We start from the raw sequence: 18,021 nt of genomic DNA on the forward strand, positions 1-18,021 counted from the left end.
TGAATGACCTTGCATATTTTTCGCGCCTGCAGGTAGCGTTCCCAGCCGATCATCGATGCGGGGGACAGGCAACCATGCGGGTCGACGTCGAGAAGGTCCAGTCCACCACGCGCCGCGAGGAGGCGTGGAACCTCTACGTCGCCGCGTTCGACGAACTGCGCACGGCCGCGGTGCAACGCCACGTCATGCACCGCTGGGAGTTCGACGAGGTCATGTCCGACGACCGCGTGGAGAAATACGTGGCGCTGGCGTCCGACGGCTCGCTCGCGGGCCTGTCGACGCTGACCAACGACCTGGACGCCATGCCGCTGATCTCCCCGGACTATTTCGCACACCGCTGGCCGGACCGCTACGCCGAACGCCGCATCTGGTACCTGGGCTTCATCGCCATCGCCACCGACCACCGCCGCTCAGGCGTCTTCGAGGCAATGATCGAGAAGATGTGGCGCGTAGTCCGCGCCAACGCGGGCGTGGCCGCCTTGGACCTCTGCGCCCGCAACGAAACCCGCCAACTAGACGCGGCGATCACCCGCACCCTGACGGCCCTTACCCCTGAGGTGATCCCGACCCGCCTCGATACCCAGGCCTTCTGGGCCTGGGAACTTCCCGTCGCCTCATAGGGCCGCCGCGCCACCACGCGGCTGAGACCACCTCGGTCGCCCACCGGGGGCCTTGGTCCTTCGCGCGTTGCGGTGTTTCTTGCTGGTGGTCTTTGGCGCTTGCGGCCTTCGGGGGTCAGGCGGCGCCGCTCTTACGCCCCTTGCGGCCTTCCCGGCCTTGCGGCCTTCCCGGCCTTGCGGCCTTCCCGGCCTTGCGGCCTTCCCGGCCTTGCGGCCTTCCCGGCCTTGCGGCCTTCCCGGCCTTGCGGCCTTTGCCAGCAGAGCCTTACAGCGTGGGCCCTGTGCGCGCCTATCGCTCGTCGCTGTCGATGCGGGTGCGGGCTACCAGCTCGACCTCTTCGCCGGAGGGCGGGGCCTCCGGCGATTCGGTTGTCGCGCGTCGGCGGTTCTTGACCGGCACGCGCGGCACCGGGTGGGTTACCTGCGGGACCTCGGGGCCGCGGCTGCCTTTGCTGCGGCTGGGCACGACCGGCCTCTCGTCGGCGTCCGGAGCAGCCTCCCCGGCCAGCGCCGCGAGCGGTTTGTCCGGTGATGGCCTCCGGTCGCCGGTGCCGTTGGCCGTTGCCGCAACCCCGTCCGGGTGGAGGGCCGGCGCCGCATGGTTGGGGCCGTTGCCGTTCGCCGTTGTCGGCTCGGCCGGGATCGGGTCGAGCAGGCGGCGGGCCAGGTCGCCGTTCGTGTCTGGGCGACGGGGTCCGGCGCCCGGGATCGGGCGCGGGATGGGCTCGGCGTCGTGGGCCAGGGCGCCGCCGCGGCCGACTGCTGCCGGGCGGCGTAGGCGGGCGAAGGTCTCCGGGTCCTGCGGGCGGCCCCACAGCCAGCCTTGGCCGTAGACGACGCCCAGCGCCTGGAGTACGTCGCGTTGCGACTGGGTCTGTACTCCCTCGGCCACCACGCTCAGGCCCAGCGCCGAACTCATCGCGACCACCGCGCGGACGATTTCCTCGTCTTCCGGGTTGGTGCCGAGGCCGCCGACGAACGAGCGGTCGATCTTCACGCCGGTTACCGGGTGGCGGCGGAGGTAGCCCAGGGCCGAGAAGCCGGTGCCGAAGTCGTCGACGACCAGGCGGACGCCCAGGTCGCGCAGGTCGGCCATCACCTGGTCGGTGACCTGCGAGCCGTCGACCATGACCGACTCGGTGATCTCCATCATCACCGACGCGCCTTCCAGGCCGTGTTCGACCAGGGCCTCGGAGAGCTCGCCCGGCAGGCGGGGGTCGCGGAGCTGGCGCGGCGAGACGTTGATCGACAACCAGAAGTCGTCGGCGACCACGTCGTTCTGGCGCCACTCGGCGAGTTGGCGCAGGGCCTCGCGTATCACCCAGCGGCCCAGGTCGGTGATCAGCCCGGTCTCCTCGGCGACCGGGATGAACCGGGTCGGGGGGATCGTGCCCTTTGTCGGGTGCTCCCAGCGGATCAGCGCCTCGACGCCGGCCAGGCGCGCGCTGTTCATCCGGACGATCGGCTGGTAGGCCAGGCGCAGCTGGTCGTGGGCGAGCGCGTGGCGGAGGGCCAGTTCGATGTCGATCCGGTCGCGTACCCGGTCATGCATGGTCGAGTCGAAGAGCACCCAGCGGCCGCGGCCCTCGGCCTTCGCCTGGTACATCGCGGTGTCGGCGTCGCGGAGCAGGCCCTCGGCGGTGACCAGGGCGGGGCCGGCGGGCTGCGGGCCGGCCACCTCGTCGGCCAGCACGGGCTTCGACACCGGCGCGGCGGCGGAGCTCGCGATGCCGATCGAGCCGGACACCACCACGTCGGAGGCGGTCGCCTTGAGGGGCAGGGTCAGGCTGGCCAGGATCCGCTCGGCGAGTGCGATCGCGTCGTCGGGCGTGCTCACGTTGGCGATCACGAACTCGTCGCCGCCGACCCGGGCGACCGCGGCGCCGCCCGGCACCGTGCGGCGCAGGCGGCGGGCCACCTCGACGATCACCCGGTCGCCGGCGTAGTGCCCCCACGAGTCGTTGACCAGCTTGAAGCCGTCGAGGTCGAGGAAGAACAGCCAGAGCGGGCGTTCCGGGTCGACCGGGCGGGCGAGCACCTGGCCGACGTGGTCGACGAGCAGCGCGCGGTTGGGCAGCGCGGTCAGGTGGTCGTGGGTGGCCTGGTATTCGTACTCACGCTGCGCGGCCGCGTAGGCCTGCACTGCGGAAACCGCCCGCAACAAAAGCAACGCCACCATCAGCGCGCCGCCGACGGCCAGCACGACGCGGTCGAGCACCGTCTGGTCGGGGATGACCGCGGTCAGCACGAATGGGACCGCCAGCGCCGGGATGATCAGCAACAACCGGCGCCAGGACCAGGCCTGGACCGGCAAGGGGGTACGCCGGCCGATGTCGCGCATCGACGGGTGGAGCGCGCAGGCACCGACCAGCACGAAACCGAGGATGAAGGGCAGGTCGATCAGGCGGCTGCCGCTGAGCGTGCCGTTGAGCCCGATGATGGCGTAACCGATGTCGCCCACCAGCAACAACACCATCGAACCGATGAGCATGAGGTAGCTGGGGCCGCGGATCGAGGTGGTGAACGCGACGTTGGCGACCAGCAGGACCAGCACCAGGTCGAGGATCGGGTAGAGCCCCGCCACGGTTGACACGGCCGCGGAGCGGTCGTCGATGCCGGCGGCCGGCATCGAGAACAGCAGGGCGAATATCAGGCCCGCGCCGAGGCCGAGCAGGGTGCCGTCGATGACGGCGTGCCGCTTGGGCCCGTGTTTGACGGTGAGGAAACCGACCAGGCCGGCGAACATCAGCACATAGCCGGGCAGCGTGAACGCGTCGCCGGTCAGCTGGGTGGCGCCGCTCTGCTCGGTCGACCACGGTCGCACGGTCGCACCGACCACGAAGAACAGGGAGGCTATCCCGAGCAGCACCCAGGGCCAGCGCGGGCGTGCGTGGAAGCGGCGCGGCCCGACGATCAGTGCGGTGGCCGCGCCGACACCGACGATGGCGAAGGTGACGCCACTTCCGACGGTGCTGTCGATGAGCAGATATGCGATTGCGGCGGCGAGGCCGACCAGGATGAACACACCGGCTGGAAAGGCGGAGGCCAGTGTCTTCGAGCCGGCCGAGACCGCACGTGGCATTTCATCGCCCCCTGCGCGGACTTCCGGCGAAGTTACCCAGCGAACCACGACTGTAGCAGGGTCCATCGGTGGAAACTGATGGTTCTTCGCGTTTGTCGGCCAGATTCACCAAGCTGCTGCCGAGTGCCCGGTTCTGGTCTCACGCACGGGACTCACCTGACTACCGTGGGGTGGTATATGAGGTCGGCGTGACCGCCGTGCCCGGTGTGTTCTGTCTATTGTGGGCGGGGTTGCCGCAACAGTTCCCTGATGGCCGCCGTGGATGGCGCGGCGTCGAGCGCCTCGAGCGCGCCGCCGTTGTCGAGCCAGCGCTGCGCCGCCCGCGCGTCGCCGCCCGCGGGCAGGCCACCGGCGATGAGCAGGGGCAGCAACACCGCGTAGCGGGGAACCATGTGCGCCGGGAAGCGGTGCGGCACGCGCGCGACCGCGGTCGCGACGCGGATGGCGTGCTCGTTGCCCGGTGGCGCGCCGGGCCGCTCCGGTTCGGCGGCCAACCAGCGCCAGCCGTGGGCCGCGTCGCAGTCACGGCATCCCACCGCACCGGACCCGAGCACCGCGCCGCACACGGCGCATGTCGTGTGCGCGAGCGCGCCGTCGAGCACCCGCCAGGGCACCCCGCGCGGATCGGCGGCGACGGTGGCGGCGAACGCCGGAATGTCGGCCTCACCCACGTCGTAGTCGCGCAAGGCCGCCCGCCAGGCCGCCTCGATGTCGTCGTCGAGCCACCGCGAGCAGGCCACACACGACGGGGCCCGCGCCGGCCGCCGCCAGCCGCACTCGACACAGCGCGGCAACGGTCGCAGGTCCATCCGGCGATGCTCCCAGAGCAGCGGCCAGCGGTCGCGTGGGTTTCTCGGCGAGGGCGGCCGCATCTTTCTCGGCCCCCGCAGCCGCATCGGCCTGCCGGCCGGTGGCTGGCGGGCTAAGCCGACGCCGGGGTCGGGAGGGTTTCGGACTGCGGGGCCTCGACGGGGGCCGTGTCGGCCTGGGTCGGGAGGGTTTCGGACAGCAGGGCCTCGACGCGGGATGCGTCGCCGGCGTCGTGGGCGGCCAGCAGGGCGGCGAAGCGGTCGGCCGGCATGATGGGGATGCCCAGGTCTTCGGCCTTCGCCGCCTTGGAGCCGGCACCGTCGCCGACCACCACCAGGTCGGTGCGCTTGGAGACCGAGCCGGCGGACTTGCCGCCCAGCCGTTCGACCGCCTCGTTGCCCTCGTCGCGGGTCAGGCCGGGGACCGCACCCGTCACCACCACTGTCATCGGGGCGCCGTCGGGCCTGCGCAGCGGCGCGGCCGCCGGGGAGAGCGCGTCGGCGGTGGCAGCGGCGGCGGTGGGGTCGACGGGCTCGGTCATGTTGACGCCGCGGGCGATCAGTTTGTCGATCACCGGGCGGAGCTCGACCAACTCGGCCGCTATGGTCACCGCCCGCTCGGGACCGACGCCCTCGACCTTCTGCAGGTCTTCGGCCGTCGCGGCCAGCAGCGCGTCCATCGTCGTGAAGTGGCGGGCCAGGCGGCGGGACATCGAGCGGCCGGTCATCCGCAGGCCCAGGCCGGTCAGCACCCGGGACAACGGCTGCGCCGCCGAGGCCTGGATGTTGGCCACCAGCTTGCCGGCCGAGACGTCGCCCATCCGGTCGAGCGGTTTGAGGGTGGCCACGTCGAGGTCGTAGAGGTCGGCCGGGTCGGTGACGAGGCCGGCGCGGACCAGCAGGTCGATGATTTTGTCGCCAAGGCCCTCGATGTCCATCGAGGTGCGGGCCGTGTAGTAGGCCAGCGACTCGTGTGCCCCGCAGGACCGGCCGCGGGTGCAGCGCCAGCGTTTCTGGGTGCGGTCGATCTCGCCGCCGCAGCGGGGGCACTCGGTCGGTGGGGTGAAGGGCTCGGATGAATCCGGCCGCTCGTCGAGCTTGGCCCCGGTCACCTCGGGGATGACGTCGCCGGCGCGCCGGACGAACACCGTGTCGCCGGCGCGGACGTTGCGGCGGGTCAGGTCGTCGAAGTTGTGCAGGGTCGCCGACGTGACCGTGACGCCGCTGATCTGGACCGGATCGAGCACCGCGACCGGCGTGATCACCCCGGTGCGGCCGACCTGGACCTCGATGCGGAGCAGCGTCGTGGTGCGGGTGTCGGCGGGGAACTTGAAGGCGATGCCCCAGCGCGGCGCGCGGCTCGACGAACCGGCGTCGTCGCGATCGGCGGCCAGGTCGGCCTTGACCACCGCGCCGTCGACGCCGAAGCCCAGGGTCAGCCGGTTGGCGTCGAGGTGGTCGATCGCGGCGATGACCTCGTCGATGGTCGCGCACAACGGCATGCCGGCGGCCGAACCCGCGGTCGTCACCACGCCCAGCGACGCCACGTAGGCCATCGCCCCCGAATGGGACAGGTGGTCGGCCGGGTCGAGGCCGTGCACCGCATACGCGAAGAAGGACAACGGTGCCGAATAGGCCCGGTCGACCGCCCGCAAGGTGCCGGCCGCGGCGCTGCGCGGGTGGGCGAACGGCGGCTCGCCGTGGCCGGTGCGCAACTCGTTGGCCAACGCGAAGTCGGCCTCGGTCATGAAGACCTCGCCGCGCACCTCCAGGGTGACCGGCGAGGAGAGCCGGTGCGGCAAACCGACGGCCCGGCGGGCCTGGCCGGTCACGTCTTCGCCCGCCCGGCCGTCGCCGCGAGTGATCACCTGGGTCAGCGAGCCGTCGACATAGCGGGCCGAGATCGCCAGCCCGTCGATCTTGGGCTCGACCGTGTAGCCCCCGGCCTGGCGGCCCAGGATGCGGTCGAGCCGGGCCGCCCATTTGCGCAGACCGTCGGCGTCGAACACGTTGTCGAGGCTGAGCATCGGCGTGGTGTGTGGCACGTCGCCGACCACCCCGCCGCCGGCACCGACCACCTCCGTCGGCGACTCGGCGACCGTCCACTCCGGATGCGCGGCCTCGGTCGCGGCGACCCGGGCGATCAACGCGTCATAGGTGGCGTCGTCCATCGCGAGCGTGGAACCCGAGTAGTAGTCGCGGGCGGCCGCGCGGACCCGCTCGACCGCGGCCGTGTAGTCGGCCTGCGAGTCGAAGGCCGCGGCGTGCGCGGGATCGACGGTGGTGGACATCTGAGCCCCCATGATCAGCATCAAACGAACACCACGAACCTTAGCCAACGGGTACGACAGAACCCCGCATCCGGGTCCCGTATGCCCGCAATGCCCGGAGGAAGCGAGAAAGCCGACTGCCGCAGCAGGAAACCGGACATACGCCGCTCGTCGTCGTCGGTCACGCACTGTATGCCCAGCTCGGCGCACCAGCCCAGGACCCGGTCGAGGTGCGCGGCGAATCGAACCACAACGGCACCTCCGGCAGAGGAAAATCACCGACAGAGACCAGGGGGTACGGGCATGCGAGTGGCAGTCATCGGCGGCACCGGGCTGGTCGGTCGGCACACGGTCGACGCGCTGCGGGCCGGCGGGCACGACGCGGTCGCGGTCTCGCGGCGCTCCGGCGTCGACCTCAGCACGGGGGAGGGGCTCGACGCGGCCCTCGACGGGGTCGAGGCGGTGATCGACGTGTGCAACACGAACGCGACCGACCGGGCCGAGGTCGAGCGCTTCTTCGCCGCCGAGACCGAGAACCTGCTCGCCGCCGAGCAGCGCGCCGGCGTCGGCCACCACGTGCTGCTCTCGATCGCCGGCGTCGACAGCGTGACGGGCAACGCGCACTACGCCGGCAAGCGGGTGCAGCAGGCCATGGTCAGCGACGGCGCCATCCCGTGGACCATCGTGGCCGCCACCCAGTTCTACGAGTTCGGCGCGATGGTGGCCGGCTGGACCCGCGACGGTGACCGGGCGGTGGTACCGCCGCTGCTGATGCAACCGATCGCGGTCGTCGACGTGGCCGCCACGCTGGTCGAGGTCGCGGTGGGCCGGCCGCTCGGCCGGCTGATCGAGATCGCCGGCCCCGACACCCACGACCTGGTCGACATGACCCGGCGCACGCTGACCGCCCGGGGCGACCAGGTGCGGCTCGTCGCGAGTTGGCGCGGCGGCCCGCTCGGCGTCGAGATGGCGGGCGAGGTGCTGCTGCCCGGCGACGGGGCCCGGATCGCGGCGACGACGTTCGAAGATTGGCTCGCGGGCCAACCGGGGTAGCCGCCGCCGGCCAGCGACCGTCATCCTGGACGCGTGACGGAGACGGCGCTACGCACCACAGTGGAACAACGACGGCCCGAGCTCGACGCGATTCGCACCTTCGTCGTGGTCGGCCTGGTGTTCTTCCATGCGTCCCTGGTGTTCGACGCGTCCGACGACTACTACGTCAAGAACCCCGACACGACCAGCGTCACCACCGTGCTGGCGGGTTTCGGCGTGCTCTGGGCGATGCCGGCCCTGTTCCTCATCGCGGGCTTCGGCTCGTGGCACTCGATGGCCCGCCGCGGCGCGGGTGGCTTCGTCCGCGAGCGGCTCCAGCGGCTCGGCGTGCCGCTGCTCTTCGCGATCCTCACCTTTCTGCCGGTGCCGGTGTGGCTGCGCCTCAAGGCCGCCGACCCCGGCTATCACGAGAGCTACCTGAGCTTCCTGCCGCGGTTCTACGAGGTCCACCTCGACCTGGGAGACTTCCCGTTCATCCTGCGCGGCGACTATTTCGAGACCGGCCACCTCTGGTTCGTCGTCCTGCTGCTCACGTTCTCGCTCCTGCTCGCGGCGGTGGTCCGCTGGTTACCCGGCGGCCAGCCGCTGGCTCGGGCGGTCGACCGGCGCGGTGTCGTGCTGCTCCCGGCCTTCCTCACGTCGGCCATCTGCGCCTTTATCGGCATGGAGGAGCCGTTCGCCGGCTGGAGCCGTTGGGCCTACCTGCTCTTCTTCCTCTGCGGCTACCTGGTCGCGTCCGACGAGCGCTTCCGGCTCGCGATGCGCCGCGACGCGGTGCCGGCCGCGATCGCCGGAGCGGTCGTGTTCGCCGCGAGCGGGCCGGTCCTGCTGACGGCGGGCGACGAGCCGTTCACCGCGATGACCCCACACGCGATCGCCGGCCGGGCCCTGTTCGGCTTCGCCGGCTGGTGCGCGGTGGTCGCCATCCTCGGCCTGCTCGACCGCCGCAACACCGGCCGCACCGGCAGGAAAGAGCCAGGGCGGCCCTTCCGCTATCTCGCCGAGGCCGCCCTGCCGCTCTACGTCCTGCACCAACCGATCGTCGTCGCGGTCGCCTACGGCGTGGTCCAGTGGCACGCGCCGATCGTCGTCAAATACCTGGCCATCGTGGTGGCGTCGCTGGCCCTGACACTGGCCGCCTACGAGTTCCTGGTCCGCCGCACCCGTGTCACCCGCTACCTGATGGGGATGCGACCCACCACCTAGCCCTTCAACCCGCTCATCGAGATGCCCTGGATGAACCGCCGCTGGAAGATGAGGAACACGACCACCATCGGCAGGGTGGCCACTACCGAGCCGGCCATCAACAGGTTCCAGGAGGTGCGGTTCTTCACGACGAACAGGGCCAGCCCGAGCGGTGCCGTGTAGTGGTCGGAACTCGAAACCACGATCAAGGGCCAGAGGAAGTCTTCCCAGGCCTACGTGAACGTGAAGATCGCGGTGGCCGCGAGCGCGGGCCCGCACAGCGGCATCACCACCTTCCAGAACACCTTGAACTCACCGGCGCCGTCGATCCGGGCGGCGTCGAGCAGTTCGTCGGGGATCGACATCATGTACTGCCGGAGCAGGAAGATGCCGAACGCGCTCACCGCGCCCGGCAGGATCAGCCCGTAGTAGGAGTCCAGGAAGCCGTGCCCGCCCTGGCCCATGACGTCGTTGCCACCGAAGAACGGCACGTGCTTGAGGACCAGATAGTTGGGAATCAGGGTGACCTGCGGCGGCACCATCATGGTGGCCAGGAACACCAGGAAGATGAGGTTGCGGCCGGGGAACGTGCGCTTGGCGAACGTGTAGGCCGCGAGCGAGTTGAAGAACAGCTGCAGCGTGGTCACCGAGCCGGCGACGAACGCGCTGTTGAGAAACCAGCGCCAAGCGCCCTCGCTGCCCTGCGCGAGCTCGCCGGCTTTGCCGATCCCGAAGAAGCCCTTGTAGCCATCCAGCGTCGGGTGCTTCGGAATCCACTGTGGTGGCCAGGAGAAGATGTCGCCGACGTGCTGGAAGGACGCCGAGACCAGCCAGGCGAACGGCGCCACGAACAGGATGGCGCCGGGCACCAGGACGAGATAACAGAAACCGAGCCAGGCGCGGCGGCGCCAGACCGGGCCACGCGGCGGCGGCGAGACGATCGGTGCGGTCGCGGCCGGGCGGTCGACTACGGTGGTCACACGTCAGCCCTCCGGTAGAGGCGAAGCTGGAGCACGGTGAACACCAGCAACAACACGAACAGGCCGTACGCCAGCGTGCTCGCGTACCCCATCTCGTAGAACTTGAAGGCGGCCTCGTAGATGTAATAGACCATCGTGGTGGTGCGGTCGAGCGGGCCGCCGCTGGTCATGATGTAGATCTGGGTGAACACCTGGAACGAGCCGATGATGCCCATCACCATGAGGAACAGCGTCGAGGGCCGCAGCTGCGGCAGCGTCACGTAGCGCAGCCGGGCCCAGGCGCCCGCGCCGTCGATCCGGGCCGCCTCGTAGAGGTCGCTCGGGATCGCCTGCAACGCGGCCAGGTAGACCACCATCGAGAAGCCGACGCTGGTCCAGACGCTCATCAGCACGACCGCCGGCATCGCCAGGTTCTTGTCGGAGAGCCAGACCAGTGGCTCGCTGATCAGGTGCGTCTTCAGCAGGTAGAAGTTGAACAGCCCGAAGTCGCCGTTGTAGAGCCATTTCCAGATGATCGCGGCGACCACGAACGGCGTGACGGTGGGCAGGAAGTAGAGCGTGCGCAGGATTCCCCGGCCGCGGATCGGTTGGTTGAGCAGCAGGGCGACGGCCAGGCCGATGATCATCCCGAGCGGCACCGAGGCGCCGGTGAAGTAGGCGGTGTTGATGATCGACCGGCCGAAGTCCTTGTCGTGCAGCAGGTCCTGATAGTTCTGCAGGCCGATGAACGGCTTCTCCGGCTCCAGGATGTTCCACTCGCGGAACGTCAGGTAGAACGCGAAGCCGAGCGCGAAGACGGTGAAGATGGAGAACAGGATGAGCCCGGGGGCGAGAAACCCGTACGCGGACCGCTCCCGCCACATTCTGTTGAGGACGCCGCTGCGGGCTCCTCGCCCCCGCGCGCTCACCTGATGATCTTCTCGGCCTCGGCGGCGGCGTTGTCGAGCGCCTGTGCCGCGGTCTGCTCGCCGTAGATGGCCTTGGCCAACTCCGCGTTGATGGCTTCCTCGATCTTGGGCCAGTCGGGGTTGGCGACCACGTTGCTCACGCCGCACGGCATCGCCTCGGCGAAGCCCTTGAGGATCGGCTTGGTCGCGACCAGGTCGGGCGACTCGAGCAGGCTGCTGATCGGGGGAAGGGTGGTGCCGGCCTTGGACTTGTAGGTCCATTGGGCCACGTTCTCGGGCTGGCTGAGGAACTCGATGAACTTCCACGCGGCGTCGGCGTTCTTGCCCTGGCTGAACATGACCAGCGCGTCACCGGCGATCGTCGTGCCGCAGCCCGCGGAGCCCTTCGGCAGCGGCGCGACCGACCACTTGCCGTCGATCTGCGGGAACTCGTCGCCCAGCGTGCCGGCGAACCAGGAGCCGGCGACATACATGCCGACCTGGCCGTTGGCGAACGCCTGGCGGCCGTCGTAGGAGTTGGAGTTGAGATAGTCCTTGGGCGCGTACTGCGCCATCTTGACGTAGAACTCGGCCGCGGTCTTGGCCTCCGCCGAGTTGAAGAGCACCTGCTTGCCGTCGTCGGAGAGCAGCTTGCCGCCGGCCTGCCAGAGCCACGGATACCAGTAGTAGGCGGCCTCCGGCGAGCTGGCGAACATGGCGTTGCCGTAGGTGCGCTTGGCCGGGTCGGTCAGCTTCTTCGCCGCTTCCTCGTACTCCGGCCAGGTGGTCGGCGGGGCCGTGATGCCGGCGGCCTGGAACAGGTCGGTGCGGTAGAACAGCGCCGTCGACTCACCGTCGAACGGCAGGCCGTACATGCTGTTGTCGTAGGTCACGAAGGTCTTGAAGGCCGGCACGTAGGCGTCGGCCTTCACGACGTCGGAGCGCTTGATGTAGTTGTCGAGGTTGACCAGCGCCTTGCGCGCGGCGAACTGGGCCGTGGTGCTCGCGTCGATGAACGCGACGTCGGGCGGGTTGCCGCCGGCGACCTGGGCGGTGAGCTTCTCGTTGGCCTCCTCCGCCGGCACGTTCTGAAACTCGATCTTGATGTTCGGGTGCGCGCTCTGGAACGTGTCGACCAGCGTCTTCATGTCTGGTTCCGCGCCGACCCAGGACGCGAAGGAGATGGTCACGGGGGAGGACGGCTCGGGTACCGGGCCTTCGCCGGCGCCCTTGTCGGTCGACGAGCCCCCACCCGTCGAGCAAGCCGCCAGCGCGAGCGCCGCGGTCGTCGTCGCCACCACCGTTGCCAGGGACCTACGGGACAGGCGATGTGTCATCGGATCAGCTCCCTAAGTCTTTATCGACGAATCACAGGCGTAACCCGCATGCAAATCGTTTGGCATACTGCGGCTAGGGTCATCGTCGGAACAGTCGTTGTCAAGAGATCCGGCGTAACGAACCGCTCGCGCGGGCTCTCGAAGGGAAACAGCTTTGCTAGCGTCTGCAGGCATGCCAGAGCCACCGCGCTCAGCCGGGCCCGACGACACCCGGGTGACGCTGGTGCAGGTGGCCAAGTTGGCCGGGGTCAGCCCCACGACGGTGTCCCATGTGCTCTCCGGCAAGCGCTGGGTCGCCGAATCGACCCAGGAGACCGTGCGCGAGGTCATCCGCCAGCTCGGCTACCGGCCCAACAACGTCGCCCGCAGCCTGCGCACCCGGCGGTCCAAGATGATCGCGGTCGTGGTTCCCGACATCACCAACACGTTCTACGCCGTGCTGACGCGGGGCCTGGCCGACGCCGTCGACGTGGCCGGCTACGGCACCTACGTCTGCAACACCGACGGGATACCGGAGCGCGAGGACTCGTTCCTGGCCGACGTGGTCGACCGCGGCGTCGACGGCGTGGTGATGGCCGCCGGCAACGTCACCGGCGACGTGGGCGCCGGCCCCGGCGGCCTGGGCGTGCCCGCGGTCCGCATCGGCAGCGCGTCCGACGACGACCCGCACGTCGACCTGGTCGCACCCGACGACGAGGTCGGATCGCACGCGGCCGTGCGCCACCTGGTCGACCGCGGCTCCCGCCGGATCGCCATCATCGAAGGCCCACACGCCACCGGGTCCGGCCGCGACGACGGCTATCGCCGCGCCCTGACGGAGAGCGGGATCCCCGTCGACCCGGCCCTGATGGTGCGCGGCGACTGGACCCGCTCGGGTGGCCAGAAGGCGATGCACACGCTGATGGCGCTCGACGAACGGCCGGACGCGGTGTTCTGCGCCAACGACCTGACCGCGATCGGTGCCATCGACGCCGCGCACGAGCTCGGGCTGACGGTGCCCGGCGACGTCGCCATCGTCGGCTTCGACGACGTCGACGCCGCGACGATCGTGAACCCTCCACTGACGACAGTGCGCAACCCGGCCTACGAGACCGGCTACACCGCGGGTGAGCTGTTGCTCAGCCGGATCACCGGCAGCTACGCCGGCGAGGGTCGCATCGTCGTGCTGCCCTGCCCGCTGGTCGTGCGCTCGTCCGCCTGACCGGGTCACATCGTCACCACCGCCTTGACGAAGCCGTCCGGCTTCGTGCGGGCCGCTTCGAACGCCTCGCCGATCCGCTCCAGCGGGAACCGGTGCGAGACCAGTGGCGCCAGCGAGAGGTGGCCCGCGGTCAGCAGCCGCATGCCCACCTCCATCCCGCGCATGATGACGCCGACGTCGCGGTAGTGCGCGTTGACGATGCCGAACGCCATCCAGTTCCAGTGCGCCAGGTTGATCCGGCGGGCCTCGCCCTGGTGGAAGCCCACCAGCACCACCTTGCCGCTCATCCGGGTGGTCTGACCGACGACGTCGAGCGCGGCCTGGCCGCCGGTCGCCTCGAACGTGATGTCGGCCCCCCGCCCCTCGGTCGCGGCCGCCACGACGTCGACCAGCGACTCGGAGCGCACGTCGACCACCCGGGTCGCACCCAGTGCCGCGGCCCGGGCCAGCGCGTCGGGCCGGGTGTCGGCGACGATGAGCTGCCGGGCCCCGCGCAGCGCGACCAGCGACTGCACCAGGTTGCCCATGAAGCCCGCGCCGATGAGCACCACGTCGTCGCCGAGTCGGACGCCGGTCTCCTCGACGGCGTTGACGGCGCACGCGAGCGGCTCGGCGAGGGCCTCGTCGAGCGGGACGCCGCCGGCCGGCACGCAGTAGGCGGCCTTGACGGTGACGTATTCGGCGAAACCGTGCGAGGTGACCCAGCAGCCGACCGGGTCACCGGCGGCCAGACCGGTGACGTCGGGACCCACCTCGGCGACCGTGCCGCTCACCTCGTGCCCGATGAAGCGCGGATAGTCGTCGCCGTCACCGGCGAACGCCGCGAGTTCCGAGGAGCAGACACCGCAGGCGGCCACCCGCACCAGCACCTCGTCGGGCGCCGGCACGGGCCGGTCGACCTCCTCGATCTCGAACCGGCCGGGACCGGTCAACATCGCGAGCCTCATCAAACCTCCCCGAACACCACGATGGTGTACGTGCCGAGCCCGTCCAGTGCCACCCGGTGGAAGCCGTCGGCCGCCACCACCGGAAGCGGTGTCACCGTGCCGTCGCTCTCGTACGCGGCCGCCACTTCCGTCACGTCCGGCAGCCGCACCGACAACGTGACCGGGCCCGTCCGGCGCACCTGGTCGGCCGCGTCGTCATGGCCGTAGTTGACCAGGTGCACGGCAACGGCACCACCGGCCAGCGCGGCCGTGTTGACCGCGACGGCGCCGGTGTCGGCTCCCGCGAGCGTGACCTGCCGGCCACCCGGCAGCAGCGCGTCCAGCCCGGTCTGGTCGTGGATCCGCACGACCTGGCCGCCACCGTCCGCATAGGCGGCCAGCGCCGCCTGCTGGGCCTCGGTCAGGTGGTCGACGCGCGGCAGGACCACCGTGCGGTAGCGGCTCAACGACTCGGCCGTGACCCGGTCCGGCGCGGTCCGCCCGTCCGAGAAGATCACCACGTCGAAGGGCACCGCGGCATTGGCCAGCGCCTCGGTCACCTGGCGGTAGGGCACCACCACGGTCTCGTCGCGGGCGTTGACGAGGTTGTCGCCGACGTCGGCCTTGGCGATCAGCTCGCGGTTGCTCTCGACGCCGTAGACGACGGCCACCTCGTTGACCGTGCGGCGCGCGAAGAACCGCTCGTGCTCGGCCAGGAACGCCTGTGCCTGTGCGGCCATCTCGTGCGGTGCGTAGAAGGCGTCTTCGATCGTCGCGCCCATCCACGAGCCGTAGGGCACCGACATGTTGACGCCGAACGCCGCCGCCTCGAAGAGCGAGAGGCGGAACAGGTCGTAGCCGCGGCCTTTCTTCAAGGACTCGACCAGCTCGGGCACCACGCCGCCGTACGGGTTCTCGACGACGATGACGTCCTTGTCACCCGCGAACCCGGCCACGTAGCGGAACCACTGCGGCTGCCGGAACGTGGTGTTGCGCATCTCGGTGACGATCAGGTCGACGTCGTCGACCAGCCCGAGATACTGCGGGTCCATGTTGAAGAAGTTGCCGGAGACCAGCACCTCGCGCCCGACCGACCGGCCGTACTCGCGGGCGTAGTCGGCCAGCTCCGCGAAGTGCGCCCGGATCGCGCCGAGCTGGTAGCGGTGGTACTCGGCGTACAGCGGTGTCTCGTGGAGCCGGCTCTTGAAGTCGTAGCCCTGTTCCAGCAGCCACCGTCCGTAGTGGAAGTCGGTGAGGTCCAGGTCGATCGGCAACGAGGCCAGATACGACCGGAAGCCGGTCATGCAGTCGCGGCAGAAGCAGCCGCCGTACTGCAGTGAGCCCAGCGGCAGCTCGGTCTCGTCGAGCTGAACCCCGTCGACACCGGCGTCGATCTGGATCTTGATGATCGCCTTCAGATACGCCCGCCAGACCGGGTTGTTGCGGTCCATGTAGAAGCACTGGTGCTCGCGGTCCGGGCACTCGACCCAACGGGCGTGCAGCGCGCGCTGGTGGATGTCGCGCGCGCAGCACTCCTCGATGATGTCGGTGACCGGTTCGCCGGCGCTGTTGACCAGACCGTCGAGGAAGTAGGCCTCGACCGGCTTCCACAGCTTCGGGTACCGGTTCTGGCCGAACTCGCGCAACCCCATCCAGTCGCGCTTCCCGGCGCCGCGCAGTTCGTTGATCGCCAGCACCTCGTCCTCGGCCTCGGACAGTTCGACCGGGAACTCCCAGCCCTGCGCCTCGAAGACGATGCCCAGCACCTTGATGCCCCGGGCCTGTGCCGCCGCGACGAACTCACTGTCGTTGACGAAGCCGTAGAACCGGGACCGGGCGTCGACCGGCCCGAACGCCTCCTGCTCCAGGTAGGGCAGCGAGATCGAACCGCCACCCATGGATGCCCAGACCAGCGTCGTGGCCCGGTAGTCGACCAGGTCGTCGATCATCCGGAGCCGGCGGGGCGGCAGGCTGGGGTGATAGCAGTGCTGGCGGGGGAACCAGGCGTCGAAGTACACGCCACGTTGCATCGCGAACTCCCGTCTAGACGATCAGCGGTGCCAGCGTGCGCTGGGCGATCACGAGCCCTTGGCGGACCCGTTCGGGTGTGCCGGACCAGACCGGGTCCTCGTGCTCGACCGAGACGAAGCCGTCGTAGCCGCCCTCGTAGAGCACGTCGACCAGGCGCCGCCAGTCGACCTCGCCCAGGCCCGGAACCCGGTAGCGCCACCACCCGCTGGTCCACGGCGACGGCTTGTCGATCAGCTGGCCGAACACGCCGAAGCTGTTGCGGGCGGCCGGGTCGACCTGCACGTCCTTGGCCTGCACGTGCTTGACCAGGCCGAGGTTCTCGGCCAGCGCGGCGACCGGGTCGATGCCCAGCCAGACCAGGTGCGACGGGTCGAAGTTCAGGAAGAAGCCCAACCCGCCCAGCCAGCGCCACAGCTCGGGCGAATAGGCCAGGTTGGCCGGGTAACCGTCCGGGTGCCAGCCTTCCATCGGGCAGTTCTCCACCACGAAGACCACACCCCGCTGCGCCGCGTACGCCACCAGCGGCGGCAGCAGGTCCTCGGCGAGCCGCAGGTTCGCGGCGACCGTGCGGGTGACGTCGCGGCCGATGAACGTGCCGACCAGCGGACAGCCCAGCGCCGCCGCCTGGTCGACACAGCGGCGCAGGTGGTCGTGGATCCGCTTGCGCTCTCCCACGTCGTGGTGCAGCAGGTTCTCGTAGTAGGCGACCGCCGAGATTTCCAGACCGTGCCGGCGCAGCACCTCGCCGGTGCTCGCGTCGAGATGGCTCGCTTCCCACGGCCGGCCCGGGTCGACCGGCCACGCCGCCACTTCGAGAGCGGCGTAGTCCTGCCCGGCGGCCCACCCGGCGATCGCGTCGAGCGGCTCGCCGGGCAGGCACGCGGTCAGGAAGCCCAGTTTCACCGAGGATCCGGCTGGTAGGTGTTGCCCGCGCTGTCCTCGCCCCGGGCCAGCCAGATCTTCCAACCCGCGTTGTCGGGCACGTCGAGCACCTTCACCGAGGCGGGGAAGTAGCGCATCGTGTAGCCCGTACGCCGGATGTCGCTGGTGTTGGGCTTCGCGCCGTGGATGATCCGTCCATCGTGGAGTGAGCACTGGCCGCGTTCCAGCTCGAAATAGACGGCCTTGCTCTCGTCGACGTTCGGGATCTCGGCGTGGAACGTCTGCACGGTCTTGTCGGTCGGCACATACTCGGAGAAGCCGTTGTGGTGCGTGCCGGGGATGACCCGCATGCAGCCGTTCTCCTGGTTGCTCGGGCCGAGCGCCAGCCAGACGGTGACGATCCGGTCATACTCCGAGAGCCGGCCCTTCCAGTAGGCGCTGTCCTCGTGCCACGGCGTGGCCCGGCCCACCTTCGGGTCCTTCGAGATGAAGTGACTGGTCCACAGCGCGATGTCGGGCCCGACCAACGGCTCCACGAGGTCGAGCACCTCCTCGGACAGCAGCAGGTCGAGCAGGCGCGGGTCGCGGAAGTGCGGCGTGTCGAGCTCGTCCGAGAGCTTGTCACCCTTATCGGCCAGGTGTTCCTCGAAGATTCCTTCGAGCAGGTCCATCTTCGCGGGGGAGAACAGCTGCTCGCGGTTGAGGTAGTAGCCGTTCTCGCGGAAGAACGCAACGTCCTGTTGGTCCAACACGGTGCA

Annotated in this window: 16 protein-coding genes; 4 read left to right on the plus strand and 12 right to left on the minus strand. The window is 70.0% G+C overall.

The genetic code is table 11. The features are described 5' to 3' along the window. Nucleotides 1-74 precede the first annotated feature (74 nt). Nucleotides 75-620 (plus strand): hypothetical protein, encoded by a 546-nt coding sequence (locus tag AB0J74_RS16900; protein WP_363448671.1) that lies wholly within the window; start codon nt 75-77, stop codon nt 618-620. A gap of 289 nt (nt 621-909) precedes the next feature. On the opposite strand, the gene AB0J74_RS16905 is transcribed toward AB0J74_RS16900, so the two are convergent. From AB0J74_RS16905 to AB0J74_RS16920, 4 genes are all read right to left on the minus strand, one after another. Continuing rightward, complete coding sequence (locus AB0J74_RS16905; protein ID WP_363448672.1) at nt 910-3,702, minus strand: EAL domain-containing protein; 2,793 nt, start codon at nt 3,700-3,702, stop codon at nt 910-912. 215 nt (nt 3,703-3,917) lie between these two features. Then, nucleotides 3,918-4,511, minus strand: coding sequence for a hypothetical protein (locus tag AB0J74_RS16910; protein ID WP_363448673.1), 594 nt, complete (start codon nt 4,509-4,511; stop codon nt 3,918-3,920). Between the two features lie 113 nt (nt 4,512-4,624). Continuing rightward, nucleotides 4,625-6,802 carry an NAD-dependent DNA ligase LigA gene (gene ligA, locus AB0J74_RS16915; protein ID WP_363448674.1) on the minus strand — a complete coding sequence of 726 codons (2,178 nt, stop codon included), beginning with the start codon at nt 6,800-6,802 and terminating at the stop codon, nt 4,625-4,627. A gap of 20 nt (nt 6,803-6,822) precedes the next feature. Continuing rightward, nucleotides 6,823-7,032 carry a hypothetical protein gene (locus AB0J74_RS16920; RefSeq protein WP_363448675.1) on the minus strand — a complete coding sequence of 70 codons (210 nt, stop codon included), beginning with the start codon at nt 7,030-7,032 and terminating at the stop codon, nt 6,823-6,825. 52 nt (nt 7,033-7,084) lie between these two features. Here AB0J74_RS16920 and AB0J74_RS16925 point away from each other — a divergent pair, with 52 nt between their 5' ends. Next, the gene (locus tag AB0J74_RS16925; RefSeq protein WP_363448676.1) at nt 7,085-7,834 is read left to right on the plus strand and encodes an SDR family oxidoreductase; all 750 of its coding nucleotides are present in this window, start codon (nt 7,085-7,087) and stop codon (nt 7,832-7,834) included. Between the two features lie 33 nt (nt 7,835-7,867). Then, nucleotides 7,868-9,040: an acyltransferase family protein gene (locus AB0J74_RS16930; RefSeq protein WP_363448677.1), complete on the plus strand. Its 1,173-nt coding sequence runs from the start codon at nt 7,868-7,870 to the stop codon at nt 9,038-9,040. On the opposite strand, the gene AB0J74_RS16935 is transcribed toward AB0J74_RS16930, so the two are convergent. From AB0J74_RS16935 to AB0J74_RS16950, 4 genes are read right to left on the minus strand one after another with little or no spacing between them, the layout of a single operon-like run. Continuing rightward, complete coding sequence (locus AB0J74_RS16935) at nt 9,037-9,228, minus strand: hypothetical protein (protein ID WP_363448678.1); 192 nt, start codon at nt 9,226-9,228, stop codon at nt 9,037-9,039. The genes AB0J74_RS16930 and AB0J74_RS16935 overlap by 4 nt on opposite strands. A 24-nt stretch (nt 9,229-9,252) precedes the next feature. Continuing rightward, nucleotides 9,253-9,999 carry a carbohydrate ABC transporter permease gene (locus AB0J74_RS16940; protein ID WP_363448679.1) on the minus strand — a complete coding sequence of 249 codons (747 nt, stop codon included), beginning with the start codon at nt 9,997-9,999 and terminating at the stop codon, nt 9,253-9,255. Next, entirely contained in the window at nt 9,996-10,907 is a 912-nt protein-coding gene (locus AB0J74_RS16945) for a sugar ABC transporter permease (protein WP_363448681.1), read from the minus strand. Before AB0J74_RS16945 ends, AB0J74_RS16940 begins: the two co-directional genes overlap by 4 nt. After that, entirely contained in the window at nt 10,904-12,223 is a 1,320-nt protein-coding gene (locus AB0J74_RS16950; protein WP_363448683.1) for a sugar ABC transporter substrate-binding protein, read from the minus strand. Before AB0J74_RS16950 ends, AB0J74_RS16945 begins: the two co-directional genes overlap by 4 nt. Before the next feature lie 172 nt (nt 12,224-12,395). On the opposite strand from AB0J74_RS16950, the gene AB0J74_RS16955 reads away from it, so the two are divergent. After that, nucleotides 12,396-13,424 carry a LacI family DNA-binding transcriptional regulator gene (locus AB0J74_RS16955; protein ID WP_363448685.1) on the plus strand — a complete coding sequence of 343 codons (1,029 nt, stop codon included), beginning with the start codon at nt 12,396-12,398 and terminating at the stop codon, nt 13,422-13,424. 5 nt (nt 13,425-13,429) lie between these two features. Here the strand turns inward: AB0J74_RS16955 and AB0J74_RS16960 are convergent, their stop codons facing one another. From AB0J74_RS16960 to AB0J74_RS16975, 4 genes are read right to left on the minus strand one after another with little or no spacing between them, the layout of a single operon-like run. Continuing rightward, nucleotides 13,430-14,371: a zinc-binding dehydrogenase gene (locus tag AB0J74_RS16960; protein ID WP_363448688.1), complete on the minus strand. Its 942-nt coding sequence runs from the start codon at nt 14,369-14,371 to the stop codon at nt 13,430-13,432. Beyond that, the gene (locus tag AB0J74_RS16965; RefSeq protein ID WP_363448690.1) at nt 14,371-16,380 is read right to left on the minus strand and encodes a hypothetical protein; all 2,010 of its coding nucleotides are present in this window, start codon (nt 16,378-16,380) and stop codon (nt 14,371-14,373) included. The genes AB0J74_RS16960 and AB0J74_RS16965 overlap by 1 nt, the downstream gene beginning before the upstream one ends. Nucleotides 16,381-16,393: 13 nt before the next feature. Then, nucleotides 16,394-17,284: a sugar phosphate isomerase/epimerase gene (locus tag AB0J74_RS16970; protein ID WP_363448692.1), complete on the minus strand. Its 891-nt coding sequence runs from the start codon at nt 17,282-17,284 to the stop codon at nt 16,394-16,396. Further along, the gene (locus AB0J74_RS16975) at nt 17,281-18,015 is read right to left on the minus strand and encodes a phytanoyl-CoA dioxygenase family protein (RefSeq protein ID WP_363448694.1); all 735 of its coding nucleotides are present in this window, start codon (nt 18,013-18,015) and stop codon (nt 17,281-17,283) included. The genes AB0J74_RS16970 and AB0J74_RS16975 overlap by 4 nt, the downstream gene beginning before the upstream one ends. Nucleotides 18,016-18,021: the final 6 nt, after the last annotated feature.

Origin of the sequence: Asanoa sp. NPDC049573 (assembly GCF_040676615.1) — a bacterium.
Classification (GTDB): domain Bacteria; phylum Actinomycetota; class Actinomycetes; order Mycobacteriales; family Micromonosporaceae; genus Asanoa.